19 protein-coding genes and 1 pseudogene are annotated in these 23,657 nt (G+C 50.7%); 19 read left to right on the top strand and 1 reads right to left on the bottom strand.

All coding sequences use genetic code 11. From position 1 onward, the window contains the following. The first annotated feature begins 87 nt into the window (after nt 1-87). From nuoL to atpF, 8 genes are all read left to right on the top strand, one after another. Entirely contained in the window at nt 88-2,385 is a 2,298-nt protein-coding gene (nuoL, locus tag ACOQPM_RS24775; protein WP_420631074.1) for an NADH-quinone oxidoreductase subunit L, read from the top strand. Between the two features lie 118 nt (nt 2,386-2,503). Further along, nucleotides 2,504-4,048 carry a complex I subunit 4 family protein gene (locus tag ACOQPM_RS24780; protein ID WP_420631075.1) on the top strand — a complete coding sequence of 515 codons (1,545 nt, stop codon included), beginning with the start codon at nt 2,504-2,506 and terminating at the stop codon, nt 4,046-4,048. A gap of 66 nt (nt 4,049-4,114) precedes the next feature. After that, nucleotides 4,115-5,755, top strand: a complete 1,641-nt coding sequence (locus tag ACOQPM_RS24785) for a complex I subunit 4 family protein (protein ID WP_420631076.1) — start codon at nt 4,115-4,117, stop codon at nt 5,753-5,755. Next, nucleotides 5,756-7,333 carry an NADH-quinone oxidoreductase subunit N gene (locus ACOQPM_RS24790; RefSeq protein WP_420631077.1) on the top strand — a complete coding sequence of 526 codons (1,578 nt, stop codon included), beginning with the start codon at nt 5,756-5,758 and terminating at the stop codon, nt 7,331-7,333. 90 nt (nt 7,334-7,423) lie between these two features. After that, a complete protein-coding gene (locus ACOQPM_RS24795; RefSeq protein ID WP_420631078.1) occupies nt 7,424-7,741 on the top strand; it encodes an AtpZ/AtpI family protein in 318 nt (105 codons plus the stop codon). Next, nucleotides 7,738-8,952 (top strand): F0F1 ATP synthase subunit A, encoded by a 1,215-nt coding sequence (locus ACOQPM_RS24800; RefSeq protein ID WP_420631079.1) that lies wholly within the window; start codon nt 7,738-7,740, stop codon nt 8,950-8,952. Before ACOQPM_RS24795 ends, ACOQPM_RS24800 begins: the two co-directional genes overlap by 4 nt. A gap of 124 nt (nt 8,953-9,076) precedes the next feature. Further along, a complete protein-coding gene (atpE, locus tag ACOQPM_RS24805; RefSeq protein ID WP_420631080.1) occupies nt 9,077-9,325 on the top strand; it encodes an ATP synthase F0 subunit C in 249 nt (82 codons plus the stop codon). Between the two features lie 40 nt (nt 9,326-9,365). Next, nucleotides 9,366-10,070: a F0F1 ATP synthase subunit B gene (gene atpF, locus ACOQPM_RS24810; protein ID WP_420631081.1), complete on the top strand. Its 705-nt coding sequence runs from the start codon at nt 9,366-9,368 to the stop codon at nt 10,068-10,070. 144 nt (nt 10,071-10,214) lie between these two features. On the opposite strand, the gene ACOQPM_RS24815 is transcribed toward atpF, so the two are convergent. Then, entirely contained in the window at nt 10,215-10,901 is a 687-nt protein-coding gene (locus ACOQPM_RS24815) for a TIGR00266 family protein (RefSeq protein ID WP_420631082.1), read from the bottom strand. Between the two features lie 83 nt (nt 10,902-10,984). Between ACOQPM_RS24815 and ACOQPM_RS24820 the strand changes: the two genes are divergently transcribed. The 11 genes and pseudogenes from ACOQPM_RS24820 (at nt 10,985) to ptsP (ending at nt 23,628) form a co-directional block, all read left to right on the top strand. Further along, a complete protein-coding gene (locus tag ACOQPM_RS24820; protein WP_420631083.1) occupies nt 10,985-12,241 on the top strand; it encodes an alkaline phosphatase family protein in 1,257 nt (418 codons plus the stop codon). Nucleotides 12,242-12,334: 93 nt separating this feature from the next. Further along, the gene (locus ACOQPM_RS24825) at nt 12,335-12,985 is read left to right on the top strand and encodes a CDP-alcohol phosphatidyltransferase family protein (protein WP_420631084.1); all 651 of its coding nucleotides are present in this window, start codon (nt 12,335-12,337) and stop codon (nt 12,983-12,985) included. Next, on the top strand, nt 12,978-14,192 hold the full coding sequence (gene lgt / locus ACOQPM_RS24830; RefSeq protein WP_420631085.1) for a prolipoprotein diacylglyceryl transferase: 1,215 nt from the start codon (nt 12,978-12,980) through the stop codon (nt 14,190-14,192). Before ACOQPM_RS24825 ends, lgt begins: the two co-directional genes overlap by 8 nt. 177 nt (nt 14,193-14,369) lie before the next feature. Continuing rightward, a complete protein-coding gene (locus ACOQPM_RS24835; RefSeq protein WP_420631086.1) occupies nt 14,370-15,305 on the top strand; it encodes an ABC transporter ATP-binding protein in 936 nt (311 codons plus the stop codon). Continuing rightward, nucleotides 15,302-16,762 carry a stage II sporulation protein M gene (locus ACOQPM_RS24840; RefSeq protein WP_420631087.1) on the top strand — a complete coding sequence of 487 codons (1,461 nt, stop codon included), beginning with the start codon at nt 15,302-15,304 and terminating at the stop codon, nt 16,760-16,762. Before ACOQPM_RS24835 ends, ACOQPM_RS24840 begins: the two co-directional genes overlap by 4 nt. 108 nt (nt 16,763-16,870) lie before the next feature. Next, entirely contained in the window at nt 16,871-17,401 is a 531-nt protein-coding gene (locus tag ACOQPM_RS24845; protein ID WP_420631088.1) for a cytochrome b, read from the top strand. 300 nt (nt 17,402-17,701) lie between these two features. Further along, nucleotides 17,702-19,246, top strand: a complete 1,545-nt coding sequence (locus ACOQPM_RS24850; protein WP_420631089.1) for a BglG family transcription antiterminator — start codon at nt 17,702-17,704, stop codon at nt 19,244-19,246. 270 nt (nt 19,247-19,516) lie between these two features. Further along, a pseudogene (locus tag ACOQPM_RS24855) lies at nt 19,517-20,581 on the top strand (PTS transporter subunit EIIC); the annotation flags it as partial. 207 nt (nt 20,582-20,788) lie between these two features. Beyond that, nucleotides 20,789-21,121, top strand: a complete 333-nt coding sequence (locus tag ACOQPM_RS24860) for a PTS lactose transporter subunit IIB (protein ID WP_420631090.1) — start codon at nt 20,789-20,791, stop codon at nt 21,119-21,121. Nucleotide 21,122: 1 nt separating this feature from the next. Beyond that, nucleotides 21,123-21,572 (top strand): PTS sugar transporter subunit IIA, encoded by a 450-nt coding sequence (locus tag ACOQPM_RS24865; RefSeq protein ID WP_420631091.1) that lies wholly within the window; start codon nt 21,123-21,125, stop codon nt 21,570-21,572. A 37-nt stretch (nt 21,573-21,609) separates the two neighbouring features. Next, complete coding sequence (gene ptsP, locus ACOQPM_RS24870) at nt 21,610-23,628, top strand: phosphoenolpyruvate--protein phosphotransferase (protein WP_420631092.1); 2,019 nt, start codon at nt 21,610-21,612, stop codon at nt 23,626-23,628. The last annotated feature ends 29 nt before the right edge of the window (nt 23,629-23,657 follow it).

A 23,657-nucleotide genomic window follows, 5' to 3' on the forward strand; every position in this document is an offset into this window, starting at 1 on the left:
CGGTTATCGGTGAACCGTAATCGGTAAATTCACTGATTACTGATAACCGATTACTGATTACCGAAACAACGGGAAGAGTTTCGCCTTATGTCACAAGAAACATTACAAACTTTAACCTGGCTGATTCCGGCTGGCCCCCTTTTGGTGTTTTTCCTGATTGTGCTGTTTACCAAGCATAATCGGACATTGAGCTGGGGGTTGGCTTGGGCTGGTGTGATTGCCTCATTAGTTATCAGTTGGACAATCGCCTTCCATATGTTTGGCATCTACCTGAATGACGACATCAGCCACCCGCATGAGCTGTTGGAGCATCCGGTGCAGATTGCTGACACGGTGGATTGGTTACCCATTGGCGATTACGCTGAAGGCACCTGGTTGGAATTGGGCGTGTCGGTTGATCCGTTAACGGCCGTTATGCTATTCATGGTTCCCTTCGCTGTCTTCATGATTTTCATTTACAGCGTAGGCTACCACAACTATGGCAAGCCACCGGGAACCGTGCGCGGTACACCCAATCATGGTAAAGAAGAGCCAATGTTCTCCCGCTTCTTTGCCCTAATGAGCCTTTTTGCCGGAGCGATGCTGCTGCTGGTGGTATCAGACAATTTGCTCATGCTCTTCATTGGTTGGGAGATCATGGGCTTTTGCTCTTACTCGCTCATTGGCTTTTGGTATGCACGCGATTACCATTTAGAACCCGGTGACATTCCCCACATTTCCCCAAGAAAAGCAGCTATTAAAGCATTTATGACCACCCGCGTAGCGGATGTGGTGATGCTGCTGGGTATTGTTTTCTTTTACCGCACTTTTGGTACGCTAAACTTTAGCGAAGCATTGAGCGCACACAGCCTGGAACATGCGATCGTGGAGATTGGCGTTGGCTTGTTGGGCGTGATGGCACTGCTCATCTTCACCGGAACGGTGGGTAAATCGGCACAATTTCCCTTGCACGTCTGGCTACCGGACGCGATGGAAGGCCCCACGCCTGTTAGCGCCACCATCCACGCAGCCGCGATGGTTTCTGCCGGTGTTTACCTCATCGTGCGAATTTTCCCGCTCATTTCTGTAGCCATTGAAGGCACGGGGGCTGGCTGGGTGATTGCCGGCATTGGGGCGTTTACAGCCTTGATGGCTGCAACCATTGCCGTCGCTCAAAACGACGTGAAGGGCGTGCTGGCTTACTCTACGATTTCGCAGCTTGGCTTTATGGTGGCGGCCATTGGCATTGGCGCTTACATTGCCGCTGCGTTCCATCTTATTACCCACGCTTTCTTCAAGGCACTGCTATTCCTGGCTTCCGGTTCGGTGATTCACGGGATGGAACATGGGGCAGAGCATGTGCATGACCACCACACCGACCCGCAGGATATGCGCTACATGGGTGGCCTCCGCCATAAGATGCCGATTACCTTCTGGACATTTTTGATTGGTGGCTTGTCGCTTTCTGGTTTGCCGTTCATTACCGCTGGGTTCTGGTCTAAAGACGAAATTTTTGCGGACGCCTGGTACGTTTGGAATAATGACAAAGAGATTATTGGCCTGATTGTGCTGATTATGCTGGCGTTGGCAGCTTTCTTGACGGCGTTTTACACCATGCGGCAGATTAGCCTGACCTTTTTAGGCAAGCCACGCACGCCGCTGGCGGAACATGCCCATGAGAGCAACGGCTTCATGACACTCCCGCTAGTTTTGCTTTCCTTTTTTGCGGTGGCGGCTGGCTGGGTGGGTATTCCCGATAATTTCCTGGGTACAGAAAAGGGTGAAACCTTTGTTAACCTATTCCATCATTTTGTGGGGGCGACGATTGAGGAGCCAATCGCAGAGCTTTATAAGCATGACTTTGTAGCGCACAAAATCGAGACGTTGCCCTGGAGTTGGGAACCGTTGTTCATTTCTGTTGTGGTGGCGGTTGGTGGCATTGTCCTGGGTCTTTGGATGTATGCCCGTAAACCGCTTACCAAAGGCCAGGATGATCCGTTGATACGGCCGTTGGGCCCCCTCCACAACTTCCTGCAAAACAAGTGGTACTGGGATGAGTTGTACCAGGCTGTTTTCATTCGCCCGGTGGTTTACTTCTCTGAGGTGATTGTCTTTGAAGTAATGGACAAAGGCGTCATTGATGGCATTCTTCACTTGGTTGCCCGCATTTTCTATGCCATTGGGCACGCAGCCAAAGTCACCGAGGAGGCCGTCTTTGGCCGCGCTGTAGATTGGGTAAAAGACCAATTCCTGGCCCTAACGCGCGAGGTGCGCCAACTGCAAACGGGCAAGGTGCAGGAATATGTGTTGGTTTCTGGCCTTATTGCCGCTGCGCTGGCCTTCATGATTATTTTCCTGATCAATTACGGTTGGTCGGATCAAATCAGGAGTTTTTTGTTCCCATAAATTGGGGCTGACTTGGGACTTATTTGAAAAGCCACAGAGGAAAAAGAGGAATCTGAGAAATGAACCACCCCCTCAAAACTCTCTGTGCTCTCTGTGGCTAGACTACTAGGTATTTCACATGGATTTTATTCAAGACAACCTGCTGAATTTAACCATTTTCTTCCCGACATTGGCGGCGCTCATTATATTTTTACTGCCAGAGGACGAGAAGAATCTGATTCGCCGCCTCACGTTTGTGTTGAGCCTCGTGCCAATTGTCTTTGTGCTGATTATGTGGTTCAACTACAATCGCTCTACCGCCGACGTCCAGTTTGAGGTGTTTGCCGAATGGTTTCCAGCAATTGGTGCCAATTACCACATAGGTATTGACGGCATTAGCCTGCCGCTCTTTTTACTAACGGTCATTTTGACACCGCTGGCTATTTTGGCCTCGTTCAGCATTGAAGAGAAAGTACGAATGTACATGGTGCTGTTCCTCATTATGGAAACGGCCATGTTGGGCTTGTTTGCCTCGCTCGATTTGATGATCTTCTTTGTCTTTTGGGAGTTTGGCCTGGTTCCGATGTATTTCCTCATCAAGTTGTGGGGTGGCAAAGACCGGGATTACGCTTCGTTTAAGTTCTTTATTTACACGATGGCCGGAAGTTTGGGTTTGCTGCTCTCCATCCAGGTGATTGGTCTCTCGATGGGGACGTTTGACATTCCCACTTTGATGGATATTTGGGTGAACACGACCAGCGGCACGTTGGCTGGCACGGGTCTGGATGTAGGGGTTGTGAAGTCCATCGCCTACTGGGCATTCTTCATTGCTTTTGCCATCAAGGTGCCAATTTGGCCGTTCCACACTTGGTTGCCAGATGCACACACCCAGGCACCTACGGCCGGATCAATGATTTTAGCGGGCGTTTTGCTGAAGCTGGGTGCGTATGGCTTTGTCCGATTGGTTATTCCGTTGTTCCCACAGCAGGCAAACCAGACGGCCGTCATCCTGGCGTGGCTCGGTGCAGCAAGCATCGTGCTGGGTGGGTTTGCTGCCTTTGGTCAGTGGGATTTCAAACGATTGGTCGCTTACTCCTCCATTAACCACATGGGTTTTGTGGTGTTGGGGATTGCGGTGATGGCCTTTGCTTACGGCCGTACCTTTACTGACGCAGGTGTTAGCACAGATGCCATCATGGCTACCAGCGGTGCCGTCTTCCAGATGGTGAACCACGGGCTTTCCGCAGCCGGCATGTTCTTCCTTGTTGGCGTTATCTACGACAGGGCACACACGCGAGATTTGAAAGAGTTTGGCGGTATCTGGACCATCATGCCCGTTTTTGGCACCATTCTGATTTTTACCAGCATGGCCTCGCTTGGATTGCCGGGTTTGAACGGTTTCGTCAGCGAATTTATGATTGTGCGCGGCACTTGGGGCATCAATTATTTCACGGTTCAGCTAGCGATCTCTATGCTGGGCTTGTTGATGACGGGTGCTTACATTTTGAAGGGCATTGGCGAAACGCTGCACGGGCCTGTGAAAGAAAAATGGGCTTCCCTGCCAGATATGACATTGCGTGAACATTTAGTCATTTGGCCACTCATGGCTCTCATGCTCAGCTTGGGCATCTGGCCACAGTGGATTTTAGTCTTTATCAACGACACAATTACAAAACTGTTTTAGTGCAAAGAAGTTCAACTTCTCCGGGGAGTTGAACTTCTTACGTTGCACAATGCGGGAAGAGAATTTATGGAATTTCCCTTTTTATCAATCATCACGCTGTCTCCGATAGCGGCGGCCATTATTATCCTCATGCTTCCCAAAGAGCGTGGGGAAAATGCGCGCATGTTGGCGTTGGCAGCCACAATTATCGGCCTGATTTTGTCAGCCTACGTCTATTTCTCCTACAATGCCAATTTGCCAGTCGCAGGAACACAGTGGGCAAATACGCTGCAATTTGAGGAATCACACGCCTGGATACCCAGCATTGGCATTAACTACTACCTGGGTGTGGATGGCTTGAGCGCAACGCTGGTGTTTCTGACGGCAATCGTTGGGGTAGGCGGTACGCTCATCTCCTGGGGCATTGAAGATCGGCCACGCGAATTTTTTGCCTTTTTCATGCTTTTGGTAGCTGGTGTGCATGGTGTATTTGTGGCGGTAGACGCTTTCTTGCTCTTCTTCTTCTACGAGCTGGCGGTATTGCCCATGTATGTCATGATTGTCATCTGGGGATGGAAGGAACGGCGCGAATACGCGGCGATGAAGCTGACGCTTTACCTGCTCATTGGCAGTTTCATCTCCTTTATCGCCTTCCTGGTGCTCTACTTCCAACTGCCAGAACCAACCTTTGACCTGCGCGTGTGGGCTGAGGCTGATTTTGCCACCAATTTGCAGATTATCTGGTTCTTGCCCCTATTCCTGGGCTTTGCGGTGTTGGCGGGTACATTCCCCTTCCACAACTGGTCTCCTGATGGACACGTGGCGGCGCCAACGGCCGTTTCCATGATTCATGCAGGCGTTCTAATGAAGCTGGGTGCGTATGCCTCCATGCGCGTCGGTATCCAGATTTTGCCAGAAGGCACCGTCTACTGGATGCCATTTATCATCTTGCTCACGCTGGTTAACGTACTATACGGTTCGTTTATTGCCATGCGCCAGCGAGACATGAAATACCTCATCGGCTACTCCAGTGTCAGCCACATGGGCTTGGTGGCGATGGGTTTTGCCGCTATGAACATGAACGGCTTCATCGGCGCAGGGGTGCAAATGGTGAGTCACGGTATTATGACCGCCCTCTTCTTTTCTGTGGTGGGCATGGTGTATGACCGCGCCCATACCCGCAACATGGACGACCTTAGCGGGATGGCTAAAGTGCTGCCCTGGGCAGCCGTCGCTTTCATTATTGGTGGTTTGGTTTCTATGGGTATGCCCGGACTTTCCGGCTTTGTGGCCGAATTCCCCATTTTCCTGGGTGTCTGGGAGGGCAACGGTCTGGGTCTCACCGGTACGGCCTTTGCGCTAAATCCGGCCAACTACTACCGTTGGATTGCTATTCTTTCTGCACCGGCCATTGTGATAACGGCCGCATACGTTCTCCGTGCCGTCGGCAAAGTGTTCTTTGGCGAATACGATGCAGAAAAATGGCATGACATGCGCCCCAGTTTGGCAATTGACAAGGTCGTTTATGTGGGTTTTGCTGTTATTTTGATTGTTATCGGCGTTTATCCCCAAATAATCGTGCCGATGGTTGAGTCTGGGGTTCAGCCAGTGGTGGCTCGTTTGCAAGAAGCACAGCAAGCTTTCACAATTTTGGATACAGTGCAAGTTGGTGCCCATACCCTGCGGGATGGGGCAAGCAATCTATTGCAATGGTTGGGAGGTGCATAAGTGAGCATAGAACCAACACTTTCCTGGTACTTGGCTCTTGCCCCTGAAATTTCTCTGGCAATTTTGCTAGTGGCTATTCAAATTTACAGCCGCACGTTGGCATTTAATAACCAGCGCAATGTTGGCTTGATGACAGCCTGGGGAGCAGGGATCATTTTGCTGGGTACGGTCGGTTTGTGGCTGCTCGGTGGCGAGCCAAACGCAGCCACAAGCTTCCCGGAATCGCTTATTTGGGGCGGTATGATTCGGCATGATTTAATTACTTTAGTTTTTAGAGTGATTTTCCTGTCGGCTCTGGTTACCACGAGCCTGATTTCTTTGGATGTTAAGAAGCTACAAACCATCGAATATTATGCCTTACTCATTATGGCGACGATGGGCTTTAGCCTGATGGGCGCCTCTGCTGACCTTATCATGTTGTACATTGGTTTGGAAATGGCCAGTATTTCCTCCTATGTTTTGGCTGGCTTTGCTAAAACGGAGGATCGTTCCCCAGAAGCGGGAATGAAATATTTTGTCTACGGTGCATTTGCCACTGGGTTGATGCTGTATGGCATGAGTCTTGTTTATGGCCTCACTGGCCAGACAAATCTGTATGTGATTGGCAGTAGGGTTGTCGGCATCCCAACGGCCGAAATTGCTAAGGCGCAAAACGACCTGGCTTTGCTAGCTGATGTGCAGAATATCAATGCTGTTTTACTGATTGCTGCGGCGATGATCATTGTGGGCTTTGGTTTTAAGATTTCGGCCGTTCCTTTCCATTTCTGGACGCCAGATGTGTATGAGGGGAGCCCAACACCGTTCACTGCCTTCGTTTCCACAGCTTCCAAAGCTGCCGGGTTTGCCGTGTTTATGCGGGTGTTTACCTCTGGAATGCTAAACTTTATTCCCAGCAGTACTGGTCAGCCAGGGCAGGGCACGGCGTGGTGGCCTATGTTGGTTTCCATGTGCATCATTACCATGACGATTGGTAACTTTGCGGCCATTTACCAGCGCAACATTAAGCGTCTGCTGGCTTACTCCAGCGTGGCGCAGGCGGGTTACGCCATGATTGGGTTGGTAACGCTTACGCCCGATGGCTCTGGTGCCACGATGTTCTACCTGCTGATGTATGTGTTCACGAATGTGGCTGCATTTGGGGTCATCATTGTTATTAGCAATGTGTCCAAGTCGGAGCAGATGGAAGATTTGTATGGCCTGAACAAGCGCTCGCCTTACCTGGCGTTGGTGATGCTGTTTGCTTTGCTGTCGCTAGGCGGCATTCCACCGACGGCTGGCTTTTTAGGTAAGTTTTTCATCTTCAAAGCGGCCGTTGATGCTGGGTATTGGTGGTTGGCACTCATTGGCATCCTGAATGCGTTTGTGGCACTGTACTATTACCTCAACGTCATTAAATATATGTACCTTTATGATTCTGAACAGCAGGATGTATCAATACCCGTTTCCCGTGGTGCATGGGTTGGGCTGGGCTTGTCAACGGCCGTTATCATCTATCTAGGTGTTTATGCCGGACCCACCTTTGAGCTAACCCGCGAAGCTGCGGTTTCCTTCTTCTCACTAGTCGGTTTTGGTGGGTAGAAAAACCAGAGAAAATAGGCAATTTTGCATTGCCCCAATGTTTGATTGTGATATAATGCGCAAGCTCGCGCATATTAATAAAAGTAAATTGTGTCTGAAAATTCGCAGTTAAACCAAACGGCCGTAATGGTCAACATGGCCAGCCAGATTGGTTGCATGATGTCTTCTGCGGCTGTGATTGTAATTGGTTTGGCTTTTGGTGCGGGCTACCTCCTGGATCGACTCTTCGATACCGGAAATATCCTCACCATCATTTTTTTGGTTGGCAGCTTTCCGGTGACGCTTTTTGCTATGATTCAAATTGGCCTACGTATGCAAATGCGTATGCAGAAGCAGCTAGACGCTGCCAAGAAAGCGCAGACACAAGAAGAACAACTCGCACAATATGAGGAAGAAAAACAAACATGAAAAAACGATACATTATTCTCTTGTTTGTTATTGGCATGATTGTCCTTTCTGCCGTGCCATTTTTGAGCCCGGTACGGCCGTTTATTCAGCTACCGGGTGAAGTTTGGCCTGGAACAAAGGATTGGCCCTTTATTGGCACAGTTTTGGGCGGCATGACCAATACATTTGCTTCGGCTTTGTTTGCCTGGCTTATTGTTATCATACTCGCGGTTACGTTGCGGGCAGGCTCACGAACGGCCGATGAAGTTCCCACCGGTTTTTACAATCTCTTTGAAATGCTCATCGAAGGTGCTTACAACTTTGCTGAAAACATTGCTGGCCCCAAGGTAAAAGATTTCTTCCCTTGGTTCATGTCTTTCATTCTGATCATTCTCATTACCAACTGGATGGGTCTGATTCCAGGGTGGGACAGCATTGGCTTCTGGGAGTTCAAGCCACATTTCTTTGCAGAGCAAGAGATTGACGCCATAGAAGATCGTCTGGCTGCTGCGGAAATTGATGGTGAAGGAGCCGTAGCAGCGTATGTGGCTGAATTAGAAGATCGCTTTCACATTGATGTACATCTGGAAGACGGGCATTTGAGCCATGAAACCGAAGAAGAAATTCTGCATGAGCTAGAACACGAAATTGACGAAGAAAACAAAGGTGATTTGCGTGTTGGCAGCCTGTTAATTCGCAAAAGTAACGCAACAGATGTGGAACCAGAAGAGGACGACAAAGGACGCCCAGTCGGTTACAGTAAAGATGCTGCTGACTGGACGATTGTGCCAATCTTCCGTCCTGGCGCGACTGATTTGAACTACACCTTGGCCTTTGCCCTCATTGCGATGGTGATGGTGCAATATTATGGTTTCAAATATTTGGGCGCACGGGATTACTTGTCTAAATTCTTCCCATTTATTGGTAAGGGGTTTGGGCAGCAGGTGGCCAAGAACCCAATTAAGGCAATTGATCCGATTGTGGGTTTCCTTGAGTTAATCAGTGAAATTTCCAAGATTATCTCGTTTGCCTTCCGTCTTTTGGGTAACTTGTTTGCCGGTATGGTGCTCCTCTTCGTCATGGCATTCCTGTTACCCATTGCCAACATGGCGTTCTTTGGCCTGGAGTTCTTCGTGGGTTTGATTCAAGCGGCCGTTTTTGGCCTGCTCATGCTCATTTTCATGGTTAGCGCTACTGAAAGCCATGCCCACGGTGACGACGATCATCATTAATATTTGAATTTTCGCTGTGGCATTTTGCTGCAGCTCTATTTTGTCTTGTAAACAATAAAGATTTTGGAATCATCCATATCTTTGCCAAACAGAAAAGAAGAAATTTCCTGGAGGATACAACATTATGGATCAAGCAGCTGCTTTAGAATTGGTAACTGGTCTTAAAGCAATTGGTGCGGGGCTGGCTATGTTTGGTGCAATCGGTGCCGGTGCTGGTATCGGTATTTTGGTAAGCGGTGCTGTGCAAGGTATTGCTCGCAACCCCGACGCAGGTGGTAACATTCAGACAAATATGATTCTGGGTATTGCCTTTGCTGAGGCAGTTGCCATTTACGCACTGGTTGTGGCTTTGATTATTCTGTTCGTACTCTAAAACGAATAAATAGTGCGGCCTAAAAAGGAAGGATAAACAAATGGAAGCATTAGGTATTAATTTAGGGTACCTGTTGATGCAGATCTTTGGCATTGGGGCATTGATTTTGCTGCTGACCGGTTTGGTTTATAAACCGTTGTTGCGTGTATTGGATGAACGCAAAGCAAAAATTGCTAAAGGTCTGGAAGATGCTCGGCAGGCTGCCATTGCGCGTGATAACGCAGACGCAGACGTGAAGAAAATTTTAGATGAGGCTCGCGCCGAAGCAAACAAGGTGCGCCAGGACGCGACGGTTCAGGCTGAAAATCAGGCCAATGGTATTTTGGCGCAGGCTCGCGAAGAAGCGAAAGCCATCAAGGAGGCAGCTGCGGCAGATGCAGAAGCAGAGCGTGACCAGATTTTGGCTGACTTGCGTGGTCAGGTGGCTTCAATTGCGATTGCGGCTGCCAATAAGCTGGTTGGCGAATCGCTGGATGAAAGCCGTCAGCGGGCTATCATTGCTGACTTCTTTGCCAAAGTTCCGGCCGATGCTGCTAATTTGTCTGGTTCTGCTGGTGAGGTTACGAGTGCATTGCCTTTGACAGATGCGGAGCAGGTTGAGGTGAAGAAAGCCCTGGGGTTGGATGAAGTAGCCTTTAAGGTTAACCCAACTATTTTGGGTGGATTGGTTGTGCGCGTTGGCGATAAAGTGGTTGATAGCAGCGTTGCTTCCCGCATGGGTGCAATGCGCGATTCTTTACAGTAAATTAGCTCAACACCCTCGTTAAAGTGTGAGAAGCGTGCAGCCGTTTCATTTGTTGCACGGAAAATGGCTGTGTGATACGGCCGTAACTTAATATGCCGAAAAAAAGCCAGGGACGTCCCTGGCTTTTTTCTTAGTCCGTTAAAATTAGCCGCCCGATTTCATAGGCATATACTGCATCAATTTTGAGGCTAGATTAGACAATGGCAGGCTTTGTAACCAAATTTTGCCCGGACCGGTAAGTGTGGCTAGGAATAGCCCTTCGCCGCCAAAGAGCATGTTTTTGACGCCTTTGACGCGCTGAATGTCATAATTAACTGATGGCTCGTACATAGCAATATGGCCAGGGTCTACCTGCATAGTTTCGCCCGGTTGCAATGTATATTCTCGTACTTCGCCCGCAATTTCTACCCAGGAAATGCCGGGGCCGGTGAGCTTTTGCAAGATGAACCCTTCACCACCAAATAAGCCGCTGCCAAGCTTGCGCCGAAAGTGCATTTCCAGGGTAACAGAATCCTCAGCAACCATGAAGGCATCTTTTTGACAGATGCGGCTTTCGCCACTGCCCAGCGCAACGGGCAAAATTGAGCCAGGCGCTTCAGGCGTGAACGTTATCATGCTTTCATCCCCTTTGGCGGTGTAGGTGGTTAAAAAGAGCGATTCACCAGACAAGCTGCGGGCTAATCCTTTGAGCAAGCCGCCACGGGTGTTGGTATTCATCTCCACGTGGCCTTTCATCCAGGCCATGCCCCCCGACTCTGTAAAGATGGATTCACCGCTTTTTAGAAAAATATCTAACGTTTGCAGGGTCGTTCCATTTATTTCATAACGCATCAAAGCTCTCCTTGTTTGGTTATGCCGATTGACGATTGATGCACAAAATTATAGCAAAAATAGGAAGGGAGTTGTGTTGAACCATGATTGAAAAAGAGATTTCACAATTTTTGCCTGTACCAGATGAATTCACGCTGCCAAATTATGCAGACGGCTCGATTGCCAATGTGCCTGCGACGGTGGCAAAGCTGTTAGGTGTGAATCTAGCAGGTTTATCTGAATTACCAGAGGCGATGTGGAAGCCTATGGGGGATGTGAAGCGGGTGGTTTTGCTGACGCTGGATGGGTTTGGCTGGAATTTGTTTCAGGCGCGACACAGTTTGGTAACGGCCGTCTCCCACAAAGCCACCATTACCAACCAACTCACCTCGATTTTTCCCTCTACCACCGTCGCAGCGTTGAGCAGCCTGTGGACTGGTTCTGCTCCGGCGCAGCATGGGTTGGCGGGGCTGAGGCTCTTCTTCCCGGAGTTTGCCGTATCAGCGGGGATGCTCGATTTTTCGCCACTTTTTTACAAGGCGAAGGACGCTTTGGTGGATGCGGGACTTGATCCGGAAACTTTTTTGCAGCATCCTGGCGTCGGCGAGCAGCTTGGCAACGCTGGCATTCCGACGTATGCGTTTAAGGGCAAAGAGATAGTTAACTCGGTTTTGAGTAAGATTCATGGGCGGGGCGTGACGGAATCATTTGGCGTGGTGAGCTTTGCCGACATGCTGGTGCAGATGCGGGAGCTGCTGCACAAACGGGCTGGTGAGCCGCTGTTCATCAATGCGTACTGGCCCAGCATTGACACCATCAGCCATTATCATACTTGGCAAAGTGCGGCCGTTTCTGCCGAAGTTCGCACCATTTTTGACCAGCTAAAAGTTGAGTTTTTGGATGCGCTAACTGAAACGGCTCGCCAGGACACGGCTCTTTTCATCGTGGCTGATCACGGGCAGGAGCTAACGCCACTCTCCCACCAAATCTTCCTGTCGGACCATCCCCAACTAGAGCAGATGCTGTTTATGCGGCCCACTGGGGAGCCGCGCGTGCTGTATTTGTATACCAAGCACGGCTGCCACGAGACGACAATTGAATATATCAACACAAAATTGGGACACGCGATGACGGCCGTTTCTTCCCAAGTTGCGCTCCAGGCCGGATTGCTGGGGCCAGAACCATTTGCCGCCAACGTTGCCGACCGCTTGGGGGATGTGATGGCCATCATGCGCGGTGAATACTCACTATTCACCGAAGCAGAACGAGAGTGGGCACACAAAATGATCGGGCGGCACGGTGGCTTGAACCATGCCGAAATGCAGGTTCCCTGGCTCGGCTTCCGGCTAGATGGATGGTAACGGCCGTTTCTTGACAGTACACCGCAGTTTAGATAGCATCCGCTGACAAAGTTAAGCAAAAGCGTCCAGACCAATTGGACGATGTGAGTATTTATGGACACCAAAACTGTTCCGCCAGTAAAAGAGCGCAAAACATTAACTGACTTCATGCGCGCCAATACCAAATTCATCATTGAGCCCATCGTTGACTATTTGGCACGTTATCGCTTTTCTCCAGATGCCCTCACCGTGATTGGCATGTTGTCTCACTTTTTGTTTGCTTGGCTCATTGCCATCGGCCAGATGACCTGGGCGGCCGTTGCCATCTTTTTTATTGCCCCGCTGGATGCGTTTGACGGCGCATTGGCCCGTAAGCTAGGACGCAAACAAGGCGGCTTTGGCGCATTTTTAGACTCCACACTGGATCGATTGGCCGAAATCATACTGTTTGGCGGCTTCATTCTGTTTTACATGAATTCAGAAAATGCGGTGATGCTGGGCGTGGCCTACCTGGCGATTACCGGCTCGATCATGGTGAGCTATGCCCGCGCCCGCGCAGAGGCACTGGGTTACGACTGTAAAGTGGGCATTGCCAGCCGCGTTGAACGGTATTTTGTAATGATTTTGTTCCTTTTCCTGAACTTGCCTGATGTGGCAATGATTATTTTGGCTGTCGCCACCTACATTACTCTGGGGCAGCGCATGTATACCGTTTGGCAGCAAGCGTATGGCACACCAGACGATTCAGTAAAGAATAATGGGTGATGTTGCGGGAGCCACGCCAAAGCTGTTACGCCCACCCAAAATTGAACCATTCTGGATAATCATTGTTGCCTGGTCGTTGGGGCTGGCTGGATTGTTTATCTACCATTTGTGGACGCGCCAGATGCCTGCGGCCGAGGCATTTTTCATTTTGGGACTGCCAGTTTATTGGTACGGCATTTTGATTGTTGGTGGCATTGCTTTGGGCGCTTTAGTTATCTCCCGGCTGGCCTGGCAGCGGTGGCGAGCGGCTTTTTTGGATGCCGTTCCTCGTGAGTTGGTAGAGTTGTCGGTAACGGCCGTTTCCCTCCCCAAATCCCTCCAAACCAAGCTGCAAAAACAGGGTGTACAAACCGCCAGCGATCTGCTGCTGCTGTGGGGAACTGACCCGCGCAGTCTGCGCCTAAAAGATGAGGAGCGCAAAGCGGTGCAGACCGGGCTGGCAGCGTTGCCAAACTTCGATTCCACCTGGCTAAAAGATGCCCCCTGGCGCATTTGGAACCCGGAGTATGTGTGGAACGGCATCTTCATTTGCCTGATTTTGGGGCTGATTGGGGCGCGGCTGTACCATGTGTTTACGCCGTCTCCCAGTATGGCAGCCTTTGGCATCGAATCCCCGGCGGATTACTTCCGCAATCCGCAGCTACTGTTTAATCTGCGGAACGGTGGGCTGGGCATTTACGGTGGCTTGGCGGGTGGAGCGTTGGGGCTGCTCTACTTTACTTGGCGTAACCGGCTGCCGCTGCTGCCCTGGGCAGACATGGCCGCAGTCGGCGTGGCGCTGGGGCAGGCGTTTGGCCGCTGGGGCAACTTTATGAATCAGGAGCTATACGGCCGTCCCACCAACCTCCCCTGGGCCATCACCATCGATCCCGTCAACCGCCTGCCTGCCTTTGCCGAATTCAGCACCTTCCACCCCGCCTTCCTGTACGAATCACTGTGGAACTTTCTTACCTTTGGCTTGCTGATTTGGCTGTGGCGACGACGGGAGAAGTTGCTGGCTGGGGAGATGACGGCCGTTTATCTCATCATGTATGCAATCGGCCGTACGCTGCTGGAAACGGTGCGCCTGGACAGCCGCGTTGTCTCACTCGGCGGCGTAGACTTGCCCCTCGCCTGGGCAACTGTTGTTTCCATCTTGGTCGCCCTCAGCATGGTTTTGTGGATTGTTGTGCGGCGGAAAAGAAATAGCCTTCTCCAAACACCGTAGCCGATTTTTCCTTTTGGTGGAACCATCGTCAGATTTACTCCCTAAACTTCCAATGAAAAAGTGTAGAATCAGGTATCTTTTCCCAGTGAAAATAGGGGATTTTGGTTTACAATGTCACAATTCTTTTTGGCGCGGTGTTAGACAGGATAGCTAGAGGGGTAAGGTAATTAACCAACCATGATTGAAGCGAACAAGTTAGGCAAGGTTTTTGAGGAATTTACGGCCGTTCACAATCTCAGCTTAAACGTACCAGCGGGGCAGCTGTTGGCGCTGCTGGGGCCAAACGGGGCTGGCAAAACAACGACGGTCCGCATGTTGGGGGCTATTTTGCGCCCTACCAGCGGCTCAGCGCGGATCAACGGCTACGACGTGGTGCAACAGGCCGACAAGGTGCGGCACGACATCGGGATGTTGACGGAGCAGCCCGGACTGTATCTACGCATGAGCGGGCTTGAATATTTGCTGTTTTACGGCCGTCTCTACGGCCTCAGCGATGATGAAATAAAAAAGCGCGGGCTGGAAATGTTTGAACGGTTCGACATGGCGGGGCAGGCCGACCGGCGACTGGGACAATATTCCAAAGGGATGCGGCAAAAGGTGGGGCTAATTCGGGCCATGCTGCACAACCCGGCGGTGCTGCTGCTGGATGAGCCAACCTCGGCGATGGACCCGCACAGTGCCAAGCTGGTGCGCGACGCCATCCGCGAGTTGCGTGAGGACAAGCGCACCGTTATTTTGTGTACCCACAACCTAGCCGAAGCGGAAATGCTGGCCGACAGCATCGCCATCATCAAAAAAGGGACGATTGTGGCGCAGGGGAGTACGGCCGTTCTCAAACAAAAGCTCCTCGGCCAACCCCAGCTAGAAGTGCGTGTAGATCGCCATCTAAACGGTGAAATCGGCGAGATTGGGCAGCTCGTCACCGTGGAGGCGGTGCTAGGCGACACCATCCGCTACCGCACGGAAAACCCCGACGTGACCAATCCTCAGCTTGTCCGCTGCCTGGGCGGGCTGGGACTGGGCGTCATCTCGCTACAGACCATCTCGCAAAGTTTAGAGCAAGTTTACCTGCGTGTTGTCGCTGAAGACCAAGAGGAGCAGCCCCAATTATGATTGCACTCCCACGCCCAACCCATCCCAACAAGCATGATTTTTACATGGCAACGGTGGTGGCTCGCCGCGAAATTCGAGACTCGTTTCGCGACTGGCGCATTATCATTCCCATCTTTTTGCTCACGCTCATCTTCCCGGCGTTGATGAACTTTACCGCCTCCCGCCTGCTCAATTTTGTGGCCGATTTTGGTGCGGAGGTGATTGCCAACCAGCTCATTCCCTTCTTGCTGCTGGTGGTAGGTTTCTTCCCCATGTCGTTTTCGCTCATTATTGCGCTGGAGACGTTTGTAGGTGAGAAGGAGCGCAAGAGCATGGAACCGCTGCTCTCTACGCCGTTGAGCAACGGGCAACTTTATGCGGGCAAGATGGTGGCCGCGCTGGTGCCGCCACTTTCGGCCAGCTATTTAGGCATGGCGGTCTACATGATTGGGCTAACCATCACGGTGGATTGGCAGCCTGAGTTTCAGCTTGTACTGCAAACCGTTTTGCTAACGACGGTGCAGGGCATGATCATGGTGGCGGGGGCGGTGGTTGTCTCTAGCCAGGCTACCAGCGTGCGCGCGGCCAATCTGTTGGCGAGCTTCATCATCGTGCCCATGGCAATTCTGATTCAAGCAGAGGCGGCGGCACTGTTTTGGGGCAACCACGATGGCCTCTGGTGGCTGCTGCTGGCGTTGACGATTACGGCCGTTGTCCTCATGCGGATGGGTTTGTCCCTGTTTAACCGGGAGGAGCTGCTGGGTCGGGACATTGACCAGATTCGCCTGGGCTGGATGGTGCGCCAATTTTGGGGTTATTTTTCTGGCAAAATGCAGCTAGGCCGTTACCCTAACCCAATCATTTGGTACAAACAAACCATCGCCCTCGTGCCGAGTTTGCTAAAGCCGATGGGTGCGCTGCTGCTGGCGTTGGTGGGTGCGGCCATCATCGGCATTGTTATGGCGCAGCAATTTCCCTTCCCAGAAGATTTAAAGACCCAGCTAAACGGCCAAAACATGCTCACCAATCTGGCCGGGTTGGAGGTATATCTCTCTGCACTGCCGCTGTTTATTGTGAGCCAAAATGTGCGTGCCTTGCTGCTGCAAACGATTTTGGGCATATTCACGCTAGGCGTGCTGGGGATGCTCATTTTTATGCTGCCCTGGGGCGTTATTAGCTTTATTGCCATGCAGTTCTACATGGCTGGGGAAAGCGCTTCCCAATTTTTGCTGGGGACGATTGTGCCCCACGCTATTTTTGAGCTGCCAACTTTGCTGCTCATTAGCGCGGCGGCGCTGCGCTGGCAAACGGTGACCTTTGCCCCGCTGCCCAATCGCTCTCTCAGCGAGATGTTCATCATTCGCGGGGCTGAGTTTTGGCGCGTGTTTTTGGGGCTAGGTATTCCATTGTTGCTGCTGGCGGCGTCAGTGGAGGCGTATGTGACGCCCCAGGCACTACGCCTGGTTTATGGCGGTTAATCCTTCTATGAAATAAAATCGTAGTGCATAGTAAAATGTGACAGTCACTTTGGAAGTGACTGTCACATGAATGCACATCATGCGCCTAATTTAGAAGGAGGAAAGATTGTGAAGGGAAATGCAGATCAGTACGGCCGTATCGCCCAAATTTTTCATTGGTTGAGTATGTTCCTCATTGTATGGCTGGCATTTAGCGGCACCTTTATGACAGACCTTGATAGCGGTGCTCAACAGGAGCAAATATATCAATCCCATGTCACAATCGGTTTATTGGTGCTCGTTCTTACGGTTGCCCGCATTGCTTGGCTCTTTGTAGATAAGCGTCCAGACTCACCACCAGGATTGGAGGGACGCCAAAAAGCGATGTTCACATGGAACCATAATTTGCTTTATGTAGCTATTTTAATCATGGTGGTGAGTGGGGTGGGGATGTTGCTGCTCAGTAATCTAGGCCTTTCACCGGCAAATGTTACCGTAGCGGGCATTCAGGATGTCCCCCCACGGGCTGTGCATGGCATCGTTTCCAAAGTTTTCATCTTTTTGTTCTTGATGCACTTGGCGGGTGTTATCATTTATCAGCTGCGAGACGGGGACCCATTCGGCCGTATGGGCATCCCTTGGTTAAAGCGCACTTCCTAAACGGTCATTTAGCGTGTGAAAATAGTGTAGTTGGTTGCTGATAAGCAAGAAAACCAGATGGCCAACTGCACTTTGATTTATCTCAAACGATTGAGCGAATTTCCTCCTGCATATCACGCAAATTTCCTCTCATTTTTCCTCAATTTTGGCTCGTTTCGCCATTAATAGTCAACTTTTGTCAGAAGCCGTTAGCAAAAACTGACAACAATTAACTCTGCTTCTTTAGGCATCTTGCCTATATAATGCAATCATTCGGAAGAGAGAATCCTCTACACAAGGTGAAAAATTATCAATACCCCTATGGTTTCGCTGACGACTCGCCAACGAGATTTGCTTTACTATCTGCTGACATCGGAAACGGCCGTTGTTACGGCAGATGTGGGTCGCCATATTGGTCTAACGGCTCGGCAGGTTTCCTATAGCTTGAAGCCAATTAAATTGTGGTTAGGGGAGCATAACGCGAATTTAGATATGATTCCCGGTGTTGGTTTGCAAATCACATGCCCGCCCAATTCCCGAAAACAGTTATTGTCTAAGCTTGCAGCTCAGGAAAACATTCGTCTGCAGCTAACCCCAGGGCAGCGACAGCAACTGCTGGTTCTGAATCTGCTGACAGTCTCTGAGCCTTTAATTTTGTATCAGCTTCAGCAAGAAAGTGGTGTCTCGCGCACAACGCTTCTAAAAGATTTGGATTTAATTGAAGCGTGGGTAGAAGGTTTTGATTTACTGCTGGAACGCCGTCCAAACTTTGGCTTTATGTTAACCGGTACCGAGCACCAACTGCGGCAGGCGTTAACGGCCGTTCTCTGGGGAGATACCACGTTTGGCGACCCGTTGATGCAGATGTCTCACGCCACTGGCTTGGGGTATCAGTTGGCCAAAGATGCAGACCTTATGCCATTGGCCAGCCATATCAAGCAGATGGTAGCGCAATGGCAAACTCGGCGGGCGCTGACGCTGATAAGTTTTGCAGAATCGGCACTGAACGGCCGTTTTACTGACAACGCAGCACTTTATTTGGCATTGATCACCGTCGTTCAAAAACAGCGTATTTTAAATGGACAAATTGCTCAAACCATTCATCCACTATTTGATCAACACACATATCAATCTGTATGGCAGGTTGCCTCTGAAATATTGATGCAACAGGCAATTAGTCTGCCCAAAAATGAGTGGGATTGCGAAGTGGCTTACTTAGCCAAGCATCTCCTTTCTGGGTCACGCAGTGGTAGCTGGGCAACTGATTTAGAAGCAGATGAATCGTTCGAGGTGCTATTAAACAGCCTGATGCGCGGCATTGCCCAGGCGTATCGTGTGCCCACCATGCAGTTTGACAATGCCCTGCGCGAAGGATTGGCAGCGCACCTTATTCCAGCATTCATGCGCCAGCGGTTTAATTTGTGGGCACCGCCAAATAATTACACCAACGATCTCCCTGAACGGTATAGCTTTGAAGCAACCATTGCCAATTCGTTGGCTGAAGAGATGAGTGTCGAAATCGGAGTTAGCTTACCTCAAGACGAAATCAATAATCTGGTTTTGCTTTTGCGGGCAGCTTTTATCCGGGAACGGCCGTATCGTCTTAACCGCGTCATTGTGGTGTGTCCTAGCGGTATGGCCACCGCTCAACTGCTGGTGGCCAGGCTCAAGGCGCGGTTCCCACGGCTAGGGAAGTTGGACGTTTTATCGCTTCGGGAATTAAACGAACAGGAGTTGCAGTCGGCACAACTCATTATCGCAACCGTGCCGCTGCCCGAAGAGTATTCACACCAAACGCCCGTAATACAGGTGCATCCGCTGCTTTCGGCTGATGATATTGCCGCCATTACCCAATGGTTGGCCTGAAAGCCACGGCGACGAACAAAAGCTAAGAATAGTTAGGAAAGATACACAGGTTTTTTAGCCGGATTCTGTGTAAAAGCAGGAAAGTAGCTTGAATTAAGCAGAGCCTTCTCTCCCGCTTTTACTTGAGTAAATCACAATTTGGTGGCTCAGTTTTCATCAAAACACTTTTTGTGATTTACACGCTGCAGAACCCGGATGGTTTAGGCTACCTGCCGCAAATGGAATGGTGGCAAAACAATACTCATCATATTTTATTTAAGGAGAGGTAAAATGAGAGAAAGAATTCAGCAATTTGGTGGCTTCTTGGCCGGGATGATTATTCCCAACATTGGGGCATTTATTGCCTGGGGGTTGATTACAGCCCTCTTTATTCCCACTGGTTGGATTCCAATTCTGTTCCCAGAAACGGCAGAGTGGATCGCGGCCAATTTTGAGCCGATGGTTGGGCCAATGATTCTTTATCTGCTACCTGTGTTGATTGGTTACACAGGTGGTAAGATGGTTCACGGCGTGCGTGGCGGCGTTGTGGGTGCAACGGCCACCATGGGTGTGGTTGTTGGTGCAGACATCCCCATGTTTTTGGGCGGGATGATTATGGGCCCCCTTGGTGGTTGGGCTATGCAAAAGATTGACGAGGCGCTGGAAGACCGCATCCCGGTCGGGTTTGAGATGTTAATCAATAACTTCTCTGCTGGTATCTTGGCACTTATCTTGGCATTGCTTGGTAACCTGGTTGTTGGCCCTATTGTTTCAGCAATTAGCGAAGCTGCGGGTTCGCTGGTAGATACATTGGTAACAGCGCGGTTGTTGCCGCTGGCGGCGATTATCATTGAGCCAGCCAAAGTGCTATTCCTGAACAATGCGCTGAATCATGGTGTGTTAGCTCCGTTGGGTGTCGCTGCGGCTGAAGAAACGGGTCGAGCCATTCACTTTTTGCTGGAAACAAATCCAGGCCCCGGCCTGGGCTTGCTGGTAGCGTACTATGTAGCGGGCAAAGGGCTGCTCAAAGAGTCAGCTCCAAGCGCGATGATTATTCACTTCCTGGGTGGTATTCATGAAATCTACTTCCCCTACGTTTTGGCGCACCCAATTATGATTCTGTCGGTTATTGCTGGTGGTTTGTCTGCAGATTTGTGGTTCACCATCACCAATGCTGGGCTGGTTGCGACACCTTCGCCCGGTTCCATCTTTGCTTATTTAGCCGTCATTCCTCTTGGTCAACATTTTTCTGTCCTTGTTGGGGTGTTAATTGGAGCAATTGCGGCGGCCGCTGTGGGTATACTTCTCTTGCGGATACGACCCGTTCAAGAAACGGAAGAAACGGAAGAGATGGAAGCAGACGCAGCAGGCGTTCCAGGGCTGGCGTAATTTAACAAACAATATCAGGTCATGAGTATCTTTGCTTAGAGGTATACAAACCCCCACCCTAGCCCTCCCCCTCTGAGGGAGAGGGTTGGGGTGGGGTGAGGGTGAATGTTGCCCTCAGTATTGTAACTTCGCTGTTACTTCATGGCCTTCCTACTGAACTAAAAGAGGTTGATAATGGCAGGTTCGATTGATGCTGCAAATGTAAAAACAATTATTTTAGCGTGTGAAGCAGGTATGGGTTCCAGTCTGATGAGCGTCAACTCGCTCAAGAAGAAGCTTAAAAAGGCAAATGTGGCTGGGGTGAAGGTGATGCACAAACCAGCGCGGGCAATTCCCAATGATGCCCAGGTGGTTGTGGTGCACAAAGGATTGGCCAACGTGGTACGCAAACGTGTGCCAGATGCAGTGGTGGTCACGTTTAGCCATTTTTTGAATGATCCTGCATTTGATCGGTTGGTAAATGCGTTTGTGGAGAACAGCCAAATTACCGACAGTTTGGGAGGCTAAGATGGCGATCTTAGAGAAGAACAGGATTAAGCTGCAAGCAACGGCCGTTGACAAACAAGACGCGATTCGGCAAGCAGGCGCACTACTGGTTGAGAGTGGTTGTGTGGAAGCAGCTTACGTAGACGGTATGCTGGCACGCGAAGCAACGATGTCTACCTACTTGGGGAACGGCGTTTCGATCCCTCATGGACAGTATGACAATCGTGAACATATTAAGCAAACTGGTATTTCGGTGTTGCAAGTGCCAGCGGGGATTGTTTGGGATGAGGATGATGAGGACGAATTAGCTTATCTGGTGATTGGCATTGCCGCCAAAGGGGATGAGCATATGAACGTCCTGGCTAATTTGGCTGAGGCCGTTGAAGACGAAGAGATGGCGGAAGAGATGGCCCGCACCGAAGATGTAGATTTGATTTTGAATGCGCTGAATGGCGTGCCAGATAGCGTATAAACAGAAATAGTAGCTAATAAACAAAGGAAGCGGCGCTGTGAAACAGCTAAACTTTGTCATTGAAAATGCCACCGGGCTACATGCCCGTCCAGCGAAAGTGTTTGTCAAGACTGCCAAGAAGTTCAAATCGAATATTCGGATTTCACATGGCGAAAAGAATGTGAACGCCAAGAGCTTAATTGCTGTTTTAGGATTGGGTGTAAAGCATGGCGGGCAAATTCAAGTGGATCTGGATGGTGAAGATGAGGAATTGGCGGCTGAAGCAATACAAACGGCCGTACACGCAGGGTTAGGCGAAGGGGATGCCGCACACAAACCGGAACCCAAGCCAGCCCCGGTGAAACCCGCCCCAGCAAACGGGGACGTGGTTCAAGCGATTTCTGGTAATGGTTTAGCGGGTATCGGGGCTGCTCCCGGATTAGCAATTGGCCCCGTATTTCAGTTTCGGGAGACGGCCGTAACCATCACGCATGATTTTTCTGGCGTTGCGGCCGAGCAAGACCGTCTGCATACTGCCCTGGCGTTAGGCCAAGAGCAACTCGCCACGCTTCAGCAAGAGGTGGCTACCCATGCACCAGAAGAAGCTGCCATCTTTGAAGTTCACAGGGAGCTGCTAACAGACGATGATTTGTTGGATGCTGTGCAAGCTAAAATTGAAGCGGAGCAAAATGCGGCTCAAGCATGGCAAACGACCACCGAGGAGCGTGCCAGCCAGCTAGCTGCCCTCGACGATCCGCTTTTGGCGGCACGAGCTGCTGATATTCGGGATGTGGGCAACCGCATTTTGAAAATATTGGCGGGGGAAAGCGACCACGGCATAGTCTGGCCGGATCATCCGGTGGTGGTTTTTGCTCATGATCTCACCCCGTCTGACACGGCAACGTTGGATCCGAAAAAGGTGTTGGGATTTGCAACGGCCGTCGGTGGCCCCACGGCTCATTCAGCCATCATTGCCAGAGCCTTGAATTTGCCAGCAGTGGTGAGTGTGGGGGATAGTTTGCTAGAGGTTGCAGATGGAACGGCCGTTATCCTGGACGGCAGCACCGGTGTCATTCAGGTAAATCCAGATAATGCCACCCAACAAGAAGCTAAAAGCCAGCTTGCTGCCGCCATAAAACAGCAACAGGCTGCCCGCGAACAAGCAAATGAACCAGCCATCACGCTGGATAATCACCGCATAGAAATTGCTGCCAACATTGGTGGCGTGGCTGACGCAATCAAAGCCAACCGGTCTGGAGCCGAAGGTGTTGGTTTGCTGCGAACCGAGTTCCTGTTCCTGGATCGCGCCACACCACCTTCTGAGGAGGAGCAATTTGACGTGTACAAACAAATTGCCGAGGCGATGGAAGGCAAGCCAGTGATTATTCGCACGTTGGACATTGGTGGTGACAAGCCGTTGCCCTATGTGCAAGTGCCGCCCGAAGAGAATCCATTCCTGGGCGAACGCGGCATAAGACTCTGTCTGAACCGGCCTGAACTGTTGCGTGAGCAGCTTCGCGCCATCTTGCGCGCGGCCAGTTTTGGCTCGCTGCGAATCATGTTTCCAATGGTGGCCGATCTCACAGAATGGTACGCTGCCAAAGCGATAGTTGACGAAATCCAGGCGGAGCTGAACGCACCAGAAGTGCCAGTTGGCATTATGATCGAAATTCCCGCAGCAGCGTTAATGGCCGATCTGTTTGCCAAAGAGGTGGATTTCTTCTCCATCGGCACCAATGATCTAACCCAGTACACACTGGCGATGGACCGGATGCACCCGGTGCTGGCTGGCAAGTCAGATGGCCTGCACCCGTCCGTGTTGCGCCTGATTGATGCAACCGTACGTGGCGCTCATGCGGCTGGCAAATGGGTTGGCGTGTGTGGTGAACTCGGCGCGGATCCGCAAGCAACACAAATTTTGCTGGGGCTTGGTGTAGACGAGTTGAGCGTGAGTGTGCCCTCCATTGCGATGGTGAAGGCAAAAGTTCGTGGCCTGAGCCATGCTGAGGCGCAAAAATTAGCCGTTCAGGCACTTGCTTGTTCCACAGCACAAGAAGTACGGAATTTAGTAGGGTAATTGGGCAATTACATAATTGAGCCTAAAAA

It is taken from the genome of Candidatus Leptofilum sp. (genome assembly GCF_965223525.1).
In the GTDB taxonomy this organism is placed as follows: Bacteria; Chloroflexota; Anaerolineae; order Promineifilales; family Promineifilaceae; genus Leptofilum.